The sequence below is a fragment of the Megasphaera hutchinsoni genome, assembly GCF_001553405.1.
GTDB lineage: Bacteria > Bacillota > Negativicutes > Veillonellales > Megasphaeraceae > Megasphaera > Megasphaera hutchinsoni.
Window position 1 is genome coordinate 1 of sequence record NZ_KQ960933.1, and the last position, 13,775, is coordinate 13,775.

16 protein-coding genes are annotated in these 13,775 nt (G+C 35.7%); 5 read left to right on the forward strand and 11 right to left on the reverse strand.

All coding sequences use genetic code 11. The annotated features are described in order from the left end of the window. The first annotated feature begins 206 nt into the window (after positions 1–206). Together HMPREF3182_RS02010 and HMPREF3182_RS02015 are read left to right on the forward strand one after the other, a co-directional pair. Entirely contained in the window at positions 207–626 is a 420-nt protein-coding gene (locus tag HMPREF3182_RS02010; RefSeq protein WP_007392694.1) for a SoxR reducing system RseC family protein, read from the forward strand. A 36-nt stretch (positions 627–662) separates the two neighbouring features. Next, positions 663–1,511 carry a DNA/RNA non-specific endonuclease gene (locus tag HMPREF3182_RS02015; RefSeq protein ID WP_007392695.1) on the forward strand — a complete coding sequence of 283 codons (849 nt, stop codon included), beginning with the start codon at positions 663–665 and terminating at the stop codon, positions 1,509–1,511. A 60-nt stretch (positions 1,512–1,571) separates the two neighbouring features. On the opposite strand, the gene HMPREF3182_RS02020 is transcribed toward HMPREF3182_RS02015, so the two are convergent. Continuing rightward, the gene (locus HMPREF3182_RS02020; protein ID WP_062485243.1) at positions 1,572–2,474 is read right to left on the reverse strand and encodes a LysR family transcriptional regulator; all 903 of its coding nucleotides are present in this window, start codon (positions 2,472–2,474) and stop codon (positions 1,572–1,574) included. 201 nt (positions 2,475–2,675) lie between these two features. Here HMPREF3182_RS02020 and dinB point away from each other — a divergent pair, with 201 nt between their 5' ends. From dinB to HMPREF3182_RS02035, 3 genes are all read left to right on the forward strand, one after another. Continuing rightward, the gene (gene dinB, locus HMPREF3182_RS02025) at positions 2,676–3,863 is read left to right on the forward strand and encodes a DNA polymerase IV (RefSeq protein ID WP_007392702.1); all 1,188 of its coding nucleotides are present in this window, start codon (positions 2,676–2,678) and stop codon (positions 3,861–3,863) included. A gap of 14 nt (positions 3,864–3,877) precedes the next feature. Continuing rightward, complete coding sequence (locus HMPREF3182_RS02030; RefSeq protein WP_007392698.1) at positions 3,878–4,177, forward strand: hypothetical protein; 300 nt, start codon at positions 3,878–3,880, stop codon at positions 4,175–4,177. A 248-nt stretch (positions 4,178–4,425) separates the two neighbouring features. Next, entirely contained in the window at positions 4,426–5,031 is a 606-nt protein-coding gene (locus HMPREF3182_RS02035) for an amidohydrolase family protein (RefSeq protein WP_007392687.1), read from the forward strand. Positions 5,032–5,340: 309 nt separating this feature from the next. On the opposite strand, the gene HMPREF3182_RS02040 is transcribed toward HMPREF3182_RS02035, so the two are convergent. The 10 genes from HMPREF3182_RS02040 to HMPREF3182_RS02085 all read right to left on the reverse strand — a co-directional run bounded on the left by HMPREF3182_RS02040 (position 5,341) and on the right by HMPREF3182_RS02085 (position 13,675). Further along, positions 5,341–6,183 carry an Mrp/NBP35 family ATP-binding protein gene (locus HMPREF3182_RS02040; RefSeq protein ID WP_062485245.1) on the reverse strand — a complete coding sequence of 281 codons (843 nt, stop codon included), beginning with the start codon at positions 6,181–6,183 and terminating at the stop codon, positions 5,341–5,343. Positions 6,184–6,201: 18 nt separating this feature from the next. Continuing rightward, a complete protein-coding gene (locus HMPREF3182_RS02045; RefSeq protein ID WP_062485246.1) occupies positions 6,202–6,543 on the reverse strand; it encodes a DUF134 domain-containing protein in 342 nt (113 codons plus the stop codon). 49 nt (positions 6,544–6,592) lie between these two features. Then, complete coding sequence (locus tag HMPREF3182_RS02050; RefSeq protein WP_062485248.1) at positions 6,593–8,056, reverse strand: sigma-54 interaction domain-containing protein; 1,464 nt, start codon at positions 8,054–8,056, stop codon at positions 6,593–6,595. Between the two features lie 84 nt (positions 8,057–8,140). Next, on the reverse strand, positions 8,141–9,544 hold the full coding sequence (locus tag HMPREF3182_RS02055) for an AMP-binding protein (RefSeq protein WP_062485250.1): 1,404 nt from the start codon (positions 9,542–9,544) through the stop codon (positions 8,141–8,143). 12 nt (positions 9,545–9,556) lie between these two features. Beyond that, complete coding sequence (locus tag HMPREF3182_RS02060; RefSeq protein WP_062485252.1) at positions 9,557–10,738, reverse strand: acyl-CoA reductase; 1,182 nt, start codon at positions 10,736–10,738, stop codon at positions 9,557–9,559. Next, positions 10,725–11,792: a LuxE/PaaK family acyltransferase gene (locus tag HMPREF3182_RS02065; RefSeq protein ID WP_062485254.1), complete on the reverse strand. Its 1,068-nt coding sequence runs from the start codon at positions 11,790–11,792 to the stop codon at positions 10,725–10,727. Before HMPREF3182_RS02065 ends, HMPREF3182_RS02060 begins: the two co-directional genes overlap by 14 nt. Continuing rightward, on the reverse strand, positions 11,776–12,447 hold the full coding sequence (locus HMPREF3182_RS02070; protein ID WP_062485255.1) for an MBL fold metallo-hydrolase: 672 nt from the start codon (positions 12,445–12,447) through the stop codon (positions 11,776–11,778). The genes HMPREF3182_RS02065 and HMPREF3182_RS02070 overlap by 17 nt, the downstream gene beginning before the upstream one ends. Then, positions 12,448–12,684, reverse strand: a complete 237-nt coding sequence (locus tag HMPREF3182_RS02075) for a hypothetical protein (RefSeq protein WP_007392692.1) — start codon at positions 12,682–12,684, stop codon at positions 12,448–12,450. Then, a complete protein-coding gene (locus HMPREF3182_RS02080; protein ID WP_062485256.1) occupies positions 12,681–13,379 on the reverse strand; it encodes a hypothetical protein in 699 nt (232 codons plus the stop codon). The genes HMPREF3182_RS02075 and HMPREF3182_RS02080 overlap by 4 nt, the downstream gene beginning before the upstream one ends. Beyond that, complete coding sequence (locus tag HMPREF3182_RS02085) at positions 13,376–13,675, reverse strand: NifU family protein (RefSeq protein WP_062485258.1); 300 nt, start codon at positions 13,673–13,675, stop codon at positions 13,376–13,378. Before HMPREF3182_RS02085 ends, HMPREF3182_RS02080 begins: the two co-directional genes overlap by 4 nt. Positions 13,676–13,775: the final 100 nt, after the last annotated feature.

Sequence of the window (13,775 nt, forward strand, 5' to 3'; positions counted from 1 at the left end):
GATTAAATTAAAAAAGAGTACCGATATATCGGTATTCTTTTTTTTATTTGCTAGTATTTATTTGGAATATATAGGCAGTGTAGATAGTAAATTATCGTATTAAAATTTTATGTATCAGGACATTTTCTCTTGACGTTTTTTTTTATAATTATTACTATAATCTTATACTGTAAACATAGGATTAGATTATAATTTGGAGGATGCATATGAAATTAGGAGAAGGTATAGTTGAAGAGATTATTGACAATAAATATGCTAGTATAAAAGTAAGTAGAGAACAATTATTTAGTGCTTGTAGCTCTTGTATAGGCGTGGAACGAGTGGTTGTCAAAGCACGAAATTTAGTGCAAGCTAAAAAAGGACAAGCTGTACGATATTACATGCCAGAGGGACATTTAATTTTAGGAGCCTTTGTCTGTTTTATTTTACCCTTATGTTTGTTATTTCTAGGAGGATTAGTCGGCTATTATGTTTCGCTTTTGTGGGGAAGCCCCGTATTTGCTTCTATTGTAGTGGGAACGGGGATTAGTTTAGCACTCATATTTATTATTTGGCGAGTTTGCGATCGGCGTATTTCTTTTTTGCTTAATACGGAACCATGTATATGTGAAATTATTCAAGATTAGCGTGTATATGCGTGATGGGAGGGGGGAAAAAAGAAAATGAAAAAATTATTTTTACTATTGATGGCGGCATTTTTAGTAACTTGGGGAAGCTATGGGAGTAAGATAAGCCAGCAGACTGATTCAGCGACACAAGTACATGAATATGTGCAAGCTGTTACGAAAAATGTAGATGAACAAGTTGAACCTTCAGGCACATTAAAAGATGTATATTTGGCTGGAAAGAATGTTCCTGATTATAATGGACATGATTATTACCTTATTAATCGAAATGTTCCCTTTTTTTCAAAGAGTGATTTAAATAAAAAAGCAGGGACAATTAAATTGTCTGAAATGGATGCATACGGTAGATGTCGAAGTAACTTTATGATTGTAGGACCCGAAACATTACCGCATGTGCCGCGAGAAGGTATTGGCATGGTACGACCTTCTGGCTGGAGAACGATTAGATATGATTTTATTGAAAATAGATACTTGTATAATCGCTCGCATTTATTGGGATATCAATTATCTGGATTAAATGCAGAACGGCGCAATTTAATTACGGGTACAGAGTATTTTAATAAACGCTTGATGTTGCCGTATGAAAATCGAGTGGCGGAAACGGCGAAGCGAGGATTCCATATCGCTTATCGCGTAACACCGATTTATAAAGAGCGAGAATTAGTGGCACGAGGAGTTATTATGGAAGGGTACTCGATAGAAGATTCGGGACGTCTACATTTTAATGTTTTTGTGTATAATATAGAGCCGGGTGTAGTTATTAATTATGAAAATGGTGATAGTTATGCTCAAGATGATGCGGCTAGTATCGCAGAGAAAAAGGCTATTGAAAAGTCTATACGACGACATTATAAGCATAAGAAAAAAATAACTAATAGTACCTAATATTGGAAAAATAAAATCACTGCTTTTTATATAAAAAGCAGTGATTTATTTGCCTGAAAATTATTTGTTTGCATTTGTTTTACCATAATATTCTTTAAATGATTGCACCCATGTTTGTGCTGGATGGGATAAAAATCCTTTACTTTTCCAAATCATGGCTAAGGTCCAGGGAATAACGGGCTTTGATAGAGGAATGCAAAGTGCTGTTTCAGGTTTTATTCGTTTGCAAATGCTTTGAGGTAACAATGCAATACCTAATTGCGAATGAACCATTTCAGAAATAAAATCCCAATGGCTACTTTGGCAGACGATCTTTGGTTGAGCTATAATATCTTGGTAAAAAGAGCGTATATAGCCATATAAAGTGAAAGAATTAGGATAATAAATAAGTGGTTCATCTTTTATTTCTTCCAAGGTTAATTCACTTTTTTTAGCTAAAGGATGAGTTGGCCATAAAACAACTTGAAGATTTTCGCGATTAAAAATAAAAAAATTGTAGGGCATATCTGTTTGAATAGGTAATGCTACTATTCCTGCTTGGATTAAGCCGTCATCAATTGCCGAGATAACATCTTTAGAGCCGACTTCTGCTAATGCTAATTCGATACGGGGATAAAGTGACATAAAATGAGTGATAAAAGGAGATATAAATGAAGACCCAACCATAGGAGGTATACCAATGGCTAATTTTCCTGTATTTAATAAATGTGGAGAATCTATTTCTTCTTTTAAACTAGAAAAATTTTTAATAATTTCTTCTATTTTGGGGAGCAAATAAGCACCACGTTCAGTGAGTTCGATTGATTTTCCTTTGCGATTAAATAGTTGCACATCCCAATGTTCTTCTAGTGCTTTGATGCCTTTACTAATAGATGGTTGACTTATATGTAAAGCTTTGGATGCTTTTGTAAAACTTTTTTTGTGGGCCACTTCAACGAAGTAGGTCAATTGGAACAAATCCATGACATATTCACCTCTTTTGTATATTCTTATACTATCATATATTATAGTTTTTTTGAATAAACAAGTATTGAAAATATTAATAAATAAGTATGTAGGAAATTTGCTTGCATTATATGAGAAAGATGGTAGATTAAAATTATTTTATCTATATTGGGAGGTAAAATCGGTGTATAATAAAAATATCCTAATAAGGAGGACGATATGGGCTTACGTTGGGTTATGCATGTAGATATGGATGCTTTTTATGCATCGATTGAGCAACGAGATCATATTCAGTATAGAGGAAAACCAGTTATTGTAGGTGGTCTTTTTGACCGAGGTGTAGTGGCAACGGCATCATATGAAGCACGTGCATTTGGCGTGTATTCGGCAATGAGTATGAAATTAGCTAAACGATATTGTCCTGAGGGAATATTTATAGCACCTAGAATTGATTATTATAAGCTTATATCAGAACAGATATATCAAATTTTTCAGCAATATTCACCGCAAGTAGAGCGATTGTCTTTAGATGAGGCTTTTTTAGACATATCGGGTATGGAACGAAAGTATTCTCAATATACAGATATGGGAAGAGAAATTAAGCAAGATATTTTGAATCATATAGGATTAGTAGCATCGGTAGGTATTGGGCCGAATAAATTTATTGCTAAAATTGCTTCAGATATAGAAAAGCCGAATGGATTGGTTTTTGTTCCTTATGGACAGGAACAAAAATTTTTATATCCTTTATCAGTAAAACGGATTTGGGGCGTGGGAAAGATTACCGCTCAAAAATTAGAAAAATTAGGGCTTAGCCACATTGGCGATGTAGCAAATGCGTCTGTTGCAATATTGCGACAAGCGGTAGGAGAGCAGGCCAAGCATTTGAAAGCATTAGCACAAGGAGTGGATACACGACCTATTATTTCCCAACGAGAGCTTAAATCAATTAGTTATGAACATACTTATACAAAGGATTTAGTTACACGAGAAGAAGTATATCAAAAATTACGCATATTGGCGTATGAAGTGGCAGGTAGACTTCGTAAGCAAGGGGTAATGGGCAGAACGATAACATTAAAGATTAGAAACCATTTGTTTTATACGTTTACTCGTTCATTGACGAGTAAACAAGATGGCTTTTATGATGAAATAGAATTATATAATATAAGTTTGCAGTTATATAATAAGAGTAATATTCCGGGTTCCATACGATTATTAGGGTTAGGCATAAGCCATTTGTGTGTTTATCAACGACAAGCGGTGCTTTTTTCAGATAAGACAGAAAAATTAGAAAATCAAGAAAAATTAAATTATACATTGGATAGATTACACGAACGGTTTGGCAATAAAGTGATAATAAAAGGTTTTTTATTGGATAAGGATATTAATAATAAGAAAGATTAAATAGGGGGACCGACATGTCAATATATAAAGTTGCTGCACATACTGGTGCGAATGATAATGGATACATTGAATATAATACAGAAACAAAGGAAGTAAAAGCACATTTTTCAGCGGATAAAGTGTGTCAACGGGTAGTAGATTATTTGACGAAAGAACAGGAATTTCACTATTTTACAGGATTAACAACTTATAAAATGATTTGTGCTGTACCTACTAGCAATTTAGAAATTTTTAAATTGTCCTTATGTTATATTTGGACACGTGCAAACATATATATTGATTGGAGTAGACCAGTCGATATTGATGAGATATAGTTTATTCATCCACTACATATCCACAATTTGTGAACAATATGTGGATATGTTTTATAAAGGGCAAGGATACCTCATTTTGGTTTTGATAAAAAGTTTATAAAATGTGGATAACTTGGGAAGTTAGTTCTTTTAGGTAAAAAAAATAGCGTAATTAAGCTAAATATACACCATTTAAGTTATGCACATAAAGTGGATAACAGATGAAAATAAGACACCATTATTTGTCGGTTAAGAAAGGATTCGTGCATATGAAAGCAGTTATTGATGGCGTTATATTAACAAAGGGGAAGTTATTGTCGGGTTATGTTTTATTATATGAAGAAGCTATTTGGAAAATTATTCCTCGAAACGAAGTGCGTGTAAGAATGTGTACGGAAATAGTGGATGCAAATGGTGGTTTTGTAGTACCGGGCTGGGTTCATGTCAATGTAGACTGTAAAAAAGAAGGGTGTCGGCATTGGCAGCAAGTATTGCCATCTCAGGGAATTGTGGCATTTGTTCCTAGGTATGCAGAAGCGACTGCGTTTAGTAATAAAGGTGCAAGAGTTATGACTAATGGCTGTCTTGATGCTAGTTCTATGCTTGTGCTTAATAGAGATTCTTCTACGGCAGCATCGTTTATGACGGCTGTATGTGATTTTTTGAAAGAAGGGACATATTCGTTTACCGAGTGTATGCATATGTTATCAACGGTTCCTTTACAATGTTTAGGGTATAAGGATCGCGGTGAATTGCAAGAAGGATATGTAGCTGATTATTTGGTTTTAGATGGGGATACGTTGCAAGTAAAGCAAACAATTATATCTGGGGTAGTTGTATATGATAGTACGGATGGTAAGCGTATTATTCGTTAATCATTGTAGCTATTAAGACTTGAAATTCATGGTGTAAGATTACGTGAAAAATGAGCGGATAGGATAAAATAGAGGTACAGTTGCATAAGAAGTAGGGCTTTTCAGACGAAGCTTTTTTATAGACCGCAAGGGGCGATTAATGGATATATTAATCTTTTTTGAGGAAATATGGGTGATATAGTAAAAATCATACGGTTTATTTTTTTTTGCAATTGGAAGATGATCCGTGATTTAAACGATAAAAAAGCATCATCTCTTTATAGAGATGATGCTTTTTATTATTCCTTAGCCTATGTTTTAGGTATATTTTTAAATACCTACTTTGGCTAAAATATATTCCGCTGTTTCTTTTAGATAATTGGCTTTATATAATTCAATATCGCCTTGATCACAGAGCTGTGCTAGCGTTGGATCTATAGGCAATTTTGCTACATGAGCAATGCCATGTTGGTCGGCATATAATTGGGTTTGCCCTTTGCCAAATATTTCATGGCGTGAATGACAATCGGGACATTCAAAGTAGCTCATATTTTCGATTAATCCGAGAACCGGAATTTTTAGCATGGTAGACATTTTTAATGCTTTTTCTACAATGAGGGAAACTAATTCTTGTGGTGAGGTAATGACTAAAATGCCATCAATGGGTAAAGATTGGAAAACCGTTAAAGGGACATCTCCCGTTCCAGGGGGCATATCTACAAACATATAGTCTATATCACCCCAAGATACATCTGTCCAAAATTGTTTGACGGCACCAGAAATAACTGGACCACGCCAGACAACGGGGACGGCCGGATCTTCTAATAGCACGTTCATAGACATGATTTTTATGCCCGTTTTACTGAGAACGGGAAAAATGTTCTTGTCATCACCTTTTGCATGTTCGGTGATTCCAAATGCTTTAGGAATAGATGGACCGGTAATATCAGCATCTAAAATAGCTGTTTTTAGATGTTGTCGTTGCATTTGGATGGACATGAGCGAGGTAACTAGTGATTTACCTACGCCACCTTTCCCGCTTACAACGGCAATGATGTGCTTTACTTTACTGTTTGGATTGGGTGGAAGGGTAGTTGGTTTTTGTGGGGTACTATGACAACCTCCAACTGATGGACAAGCTGAACAAGCTTCTTTATTACAATTTTCACTCATAAGAGACATCTCCTTTAATTATCTTTTTTTTATTGCACAATATGGATACGTGCAGGTTTGTGCATTTGCACATAGCTTGATTGTTCCTCCTGCAATGCGTAGTTTTTGATTTTCTACGAGGGTACGTGCTAATTTGTATCTCGCTTTTTTATATATTGCGGTGACAGTAGTACGAGACACCTGAATTTGATGGGCACATTCTTCATGTGTTAGTCCTTCTAGATCAATGAGGCGAATTACTTCATATTCATCAATTCCGAGGGTAATGTATCCAGGGTTTTCTGTTGTACTTTTTAAAGGAAAAAATTCTTTTGCTTTGGGTAAGGAACAGATTCTTCTACCATGTTGGGGGCGTGACATCACACATTCCTCCTTGCCTGAGCTGGTTTTATTATAAAAAATATTATTGTCATATGTCAATAATATGGGAAGATAACATCTCTTGACATCGTTTTCGGCGGCGGACAAATTTTGAAGGGGTAATATGTAATAATTTAGCGGCATCTCGCACCGTTCGGCCTTGCTCGTAGGCTTGTTGTAAATACATATACTCAATAGAAGTTAATACTTCAGCAAGATTGAGTGGAAGTTTTTGTGGTGTTACTGCTTGTGTTGCGATATGTTTGCTTGATGGGACGAGTTTATCCGATAAGTCTTTAGTAGATGGAGGACGTAAAATATGTAAATCCTCTGGTTCGATTTTATTTTCAGGACTAATAATTATAGCTCGTTCTACTATATTTTTTAATTCGCGGATATTTCCAGGCCAATTATACTCTTGTAAGACTTGACAGGAATAAGAAGAAAATGATTTATGAAAAGAATATTTTTGATTTAATTTAGCTAAGAATGATTCAGCCAAGGGGATGATATCTTTTTGACGTAAACGAAGTGGGGGAAGGGCAATGGGAAATACACTTAAACGATAGTACAAGTCTTCACGGAACAACTTTTGTTGAACCATTTCTTTAAGATTGCGATTGGTGGCAGCGATGATGCGTGTATCGATTTTTATAGGTTTTGTGCCACCGATGCGCATAATTTCCTGTTCTTGCAATGCTCGTAATAATTTTACTTGCATGTCTTTTGGCAATTCGCCTACTTCATCAAGGAAAAGAGTGCCTTTATTAGCTAATTCAAATAAGCCCATTTTTCCATTGCGGTTAGCACCTGTAAAAGCGCCGCTTTCATAACCAAATAATTCACTTTCTATTAAGTTTTCTGGAATAGCCCCACAATTTACTTTAATAAAACTGTCATGACAGCGGTGACTATGCTGATAAATATAGTGAGCCAACACTTCTTTTCCTACACCCGTTTCACCTAATAATAAAACGGTTGTATCTAAAGGGGCAACACGATTAGCCAGTAATACAGATTGTAAGGCTGATTCATCTTTTATAATTAGCTCATCTTTAATAAGCGTTTCTTGTAAATGCGTTAATTCTAAACGAAGTCGCTCTACTGTTGCATTTTTTCGTTCTACCGCTTCTTTTAAGTTGTAAATTTCACTTAGATCGCGAACATTTGTTACGACCATAATAAGATTACCTTGGGTGTCAAAAATAGGGGAACTTGTCACTAAGGCTTCTTTGCCCGTTTTAAATTTCTGCTGTAAGGTAACGGGTTTTTTTTTGTGAATAACTAGAAGTGATGCCGACTCAGAGATTATTTTTTGTGTTACGAGATCTTTCATGTTTTTACCGATGACATCTTCTTTTTTTAAGCCGGTAATAGATTCATAGGCGGTATTTATTCGTAAGACATAGGCATCTTTGTCAGTAATAAATATACCATCAAAGGAGTGTTCAATAATGGCATTTAGATGGGTGTTAGCATCTTCGATAGTTGAGAAAAATTCTTGTTTAATCATACACTATATCCCCCTGTACACAGAGAACTAATGATAATTTTATTATAGCATAAATATATATTTTTTTTGAAAATTTTATATACTTTATTGTAATGATGTGGGTAATTGAGTATATTGCACTTTTCCTGAAGAGTTAAGAGGAATTTTGGTGATGACATTAATTTTGTACTGTTGAGCATGTAAGCCAAAAGTTTCACTCAGGGTAGTATGAAGTGTGGGAATAGAATCTATTGTTGTAACAAAAATTTGCAGATAATCATCTGTTCCAGTACATGCTATATGGGGAGAGTTTATTTTGGTTTTTAGAATTTGTTCGGCTTCATCTAAATTAAATCTTTTTCCCGCTAATTTTATAAAGCGTTTTTTTCTGCCAACAATATAAAAATATCCATCTTCATCTTTATAGGCGATATCTCCTGTAAATAACTTTCCTTTAAATTCATCTTCCTTTTTTAAATCATCACGAGTTTGGGCATAGCCGAGGGTTACATTTTTTCCTTCATAATATAATTCGCCTGAAATATGATCTTCCGTAATTTCCGTATGATTATTTTCCATGATTTTAAAGGTTCCACCAGGGATGGCTATGCCGATGCTGCCTAGTTTTTTTAAACATTGATCAGAGGGCAAGTAAGACATCCGTGCAGTTGCTTCAGTTTGACCATACATCACGATAAATTGTTTGCCTGACGATTGGGCAAAGGTGCCAAATTTTTCTTGTAGTGGTTTGCCAAGGCGACCACCAGCTTGAATTAATAAGGTTAAATGGGGGAGACTCATTTTTGTAAAGCCGATTTTATCTAGACAGGCGTACGTAAATGGGACCCCAGCTAAAGAGGTTATTTTTTCATGTTGACAAATGTGCCAAAATTCTTTTTCAAATAAGGTGTGCTGAGTTAAGCGAATTGCGGCACCGCAATATACATGACTATGGATAACGGATAAACCAAAGGTATAATGCATGGGTAGGGTTGATATCGGGTATTGGTTAGACGTTAAGTTTAAATAGGTGGCAATAGAAGTAGCATTTGCGTGTAAATTTGTATAACTTTGGCGAACTAATTTGGGACTTCCCGTGCTACCGGAGGTGGTTAATAATAAGGCTAGTTCTTTATATAGTTTACAGGCGGGAGCTGGATTTTTATAAACGCCGTAATCGGCAATAGTATATAAGGGGGGGATTGTGGTGGATTGGCGTGGTTGGAAAATGTATTCGGGTTGATACTGGCATAGTATATGTTGTTGCAATTCTGGTGCAAGTGTTGAATCTATCATAATAGGAACGATACGGTTTTGTAAGCAAGATAAATAAGATAATAAAGAACCAGCCGTATTATTACAGAAAATGGCAACTAAAGTGCGTGAGGGAATATATGTTGCAAGGCATGCCGCATGCGTATACCAATCATTATAGGAATATAAATGATTGGTATCATCTGTACAGAGTGGACGGGTAGAGAGAGGGGTAAATGTATCAAAAAAGTACATAATGAAAACCTCCTAATGAATGTAACGAGATAATGTGTCAATAATATGTATGCCATCCCAAATAATATCCATCGTTAAGGCTTGACCAAAGGGAACAATGCGATCTATACCAGCGAGTTGTTGTTCGATTACTTGTCGACGTAATGATATGATATCTTTGGCGAAAGTTGTAACGGTTTGTATTTTTTTGTTTACATGAGGCCAAAATTCATGGATATCCTCATATTCTATTTCAAAAAAAAGACCACTAATACCACGCAAGGTACTTATGTCTTGAGGTAACGTGGATAAGGTATAGACATATAAGAAATTAGTATAGGTGGAAATACTGCCGGGAATATTCAAGGATAGTGCATATTTCCATAATTGATTATATTTTAATGTTACTTTATCGCTGGTTAATTTATAAGAAGAACTTTTTTGAGCGAGCAAAGACCACCATATTTTTTTTGCTTGATGACAATCTTGGGGAGTACCAACCCAAATGATAATTTGAGGGGAGGCACAACCATTCTGATCAACGTGATAGGTATCCATATAGAAATGGTGTATTGCCGTTTCTTGAGATTCGTGTGATAGTTGTAGTAATGTTTGGGCATAGATAATGGCAATAGAAGAGCGATCCCTAAATACGAGTTCTATAGCATGGGGAGGTAAGGGAATTTGTCGTATATTGGTTAATGTTGTATCACTTCCCCAGAGGATGCGACAGTCACAAAGACGAGAAAAGTATGCCGTTAGAGTTGGGTCTTTATCGTATAAAATAAAGGCATTTTGTTGTTTTAAAGCGGCGTATTGTGGTTGTTGCAATACTGTTTGCAGGATGGCGATGACTTGTTGGGCATGGTTGTATATACGAGGAGAAATACGGATGATATTGCCATTACCACTTAATAAGGATAAGAGAAAGCTATAGGCGAAAACTGTGGGTATATTACTAGGTGGAATATGGAATGATAAGCCGCGTCCCAAGCGATAGTGAGGTTGTTGTAAGTTGGTCTGCCATTTTTTTATTTGTTGAGGGCGTAACCAAAAAGCTAGGCTTTTCCAATCAGGTGATAAAGAAGGATTTTTTAATAATTGGGTTCTGAAGTCAGCAATAAAGGATTGGACGATGGGAGAAAATGGTACAGCAGGAATCGTTTTTTGCGGGATGTGACCAGCTAATAGTTTATAGGCGTTATCGATAGACATCACTACACCCCCTTAGTTCGGTATGTGGAATGCGTCCTAGGACATTAAAATATTTACCTTTTCGGCCACAGGGACAATCATCTATGCCTAGAAGAATTCCTCTATCTTCGGTAAGGATACTATGCCCAGGGTAGGCCGTTGCTAAGGGGGTTAGTACTTGGATTATACCTGTTTCGTTTGTTTTGCAGGGCACAAAGGTTTGAGGATGGCGTATAATGATATCGGAGAATATTGAGGCATGAAGGTGACCATATTCGCACTCTATATAAATACAGCCTGTTTGTTCAGCCATGCCATAATAATTATAAATATGGCGTAGTTGGGTTTGATTTTGTAAATTTGTTTTAAATGTATTAGGAGAAACGGCAATGTGGGACATTTTTTTCCAACCTCCTCCATGGATCAGGATAGCATTAGATAAATCTAACGTATACTGACATTGGTGTAAAGCTTCATAAAAATAACGCCATATCATAAAAGTAAAACCAAAAATAAAGAATGGTTGCGTAGCATATTGTTTTATTTCATTTAATACATCCATATTTAAGGATAAATCTGGATGGAGGGCAAAATATTTTTTTTTGGCGAATAGAGAAAAACCTAAAATGGCAGCACTACGAGCATTAAAGCTTTTTCTGTTTGTTAGTACTTCTGGGGTATCTATAATAAGCGTGGGTAAGCGTTTGCTCCCTAGTATTTGTTGACCTAAAACGCATAGCGCTTGTTGTTGTGTTTGGGCATTTTTTTGATCCAAATAGATATGAGATACCGCTTGTCCTGATGTTCCAGACGAAGTAATTATTTTAAAAATATCTTTTTCAGGAATACTTTTTAGCGTCATATTTTTAAAAATAGATATAGGAATAAAGGGTATTTCTGATAAGGTTGTAGCTTTTTTATAATTAAATATTTGGAGTGCGTGGTTATAAGGGGGGCACTGGTGACGATGATAGTCTGTTAATTCATTTAAATAAGGAAGATAAAGGCTTTCTTTTTCTTGTTGGGAAATGCGATATGGGGAAAAAGAAAGCCAATTTTCATAGTCCGTAAGCATGTTTTTGTTCCTCCGTAAGAATAAAGTGGGAACCATGACCAGGATAGGTGAGTAAAGAGAGTGGTAAGGACTGCAAGCGAGGTTTGCCCTTTTTTTCATATGCCAGGGGATCGCCACCAGGTAGACGAGTAATTACTTGTTCGCCTGGAATCAAATAATCACCAGAAAATAAAATGGAATGATCAAAGATAAAACAAGTGCTACCTAAGGTATGTCCTGGTACTTGGAGGCAGGCACAGTGATAAGAATTCCATGTAAAGGCATGCGTATTGACAAAGGTAATATCCGCAGGGGCACAGGTGAATTCGGGATAAGGGGTGGTACATAATTGATGGGTACGAAAATATAAATACGTTTCCATAATGTGACTCATATTCCGTTTGCTATTTTGAATACCGTTACTACAATCAGTACTGGCTAATACAGGGCAATGATATATTTCGCGGAGACGATTTAAGCCAGAAATATGATCACAGTGTTCATGGGTTAGGAGAATTAACTCAGGATATAAATGATTTGCGGTAAGATGAGATATAATCGCATCGGGAAGATTAGGATCAATAATAAGGGCGTGTTGTTCCATAGAAATGATATAACAATTGCTAGTCGTTAGCGGATCGGTTATACAGGCGATGTGATTTGCTAAGATGTTCATTTATATGTCTACACCGTATTTGCGTAAAATGTCTAATCCTTTTTCAAAGGAACTAAAGGCTAATACATCGGGTGTGTCAATTGAAATATCAAATGCTTCTTCTATATCCTCCATTAATGTCATATGACCTAACGAATCCCATGTTTTGATGCTGCGGTATTTTAAACCAGGTAATTCATTTTCTGTTACTTTTAAAATAGTCATAAAAATTTTTTTATATGTTTCTAAATTTGTCATAATAAAACCTCGCTTTTATAAATAAATATGTTTTTAGGAAAGTGACAACGAATATGTCCACGTAATAGAGGCACATCCGTATTGGTATATCCCGTGCAAGATAACAATCCGCTGTATTGGCGTTCCTTTTCTAGTAGGGACTGTAATTGCAAGGTTATTTTGATGGTTTGCGGAACTTTCATAGATAAGTAAAAAGATAAAGTCTGTTTTACTGTTTGTAATTCTGGATGGGGATATAATGACTGCAATGTTTGTGTTATGAGCATGATAAAGATTGCTTTTGGTATCATGGGATTTTCTCTCATGATGGGGGTAGTTTTTCCAATAAGTGTATTGTTAAAAGCGTGATAATCTTGTAGTTGTTTCCATGTAAGTGGGTAAGATTGTGTATACGTTTGATGTAAGAAAATAGGAATGCTTGTGGGAGGAAGTTTTTTTTCTAGAGAGTCTATAGACAAATCAAGGGTATTTAATTGGTGTGGAGAAGTAATGAATTTAACTTGTTTTGTTAATAACGCAGTTACTTCTGGACATGCGGTAGGACAGCCGCAAATGACCAAACATATATCGCAATATTGCGTTTCCGGATCATAGATATAGGTATAGTGCGGATGATTTTTTATAAAGTTATTTACTGCTTGTGTGCGGTTGTAACGGCAATTACAGCCTCCACAATATTTTATTCCCACATTCATGAGTGTTTCGCACCTTTAGATTTTTGTAACATTTGTTTGGCTGTTTCGATTAACGAAGCACTTACGCCAAAGGCTAATTGTACACGTTTGATTTCTGGAAAATGCTCTTGCACGGTTTGTGTGATTAATTCCTCTGTAGTTATTAACGCGGAAGGACAGCCGCTGCATTGTCCTGTAAGACGAATATGTAGATGGTTGTTTTCATATGAAATAATTTCTACATTTCCTCCATGTGATTGGAGGGATGGTCTAATTTTTTCGTTAAATAAAGATTCCAATTGTGTTAATGTAGGCATCAGAAAACCTCCTTTTAGTATTTAATAAAATATATGCAAGATTTGTGCCAAATAACAGATGAGGTAAAAAACAGTAGTACAAAGAGAGATACATCAGCCT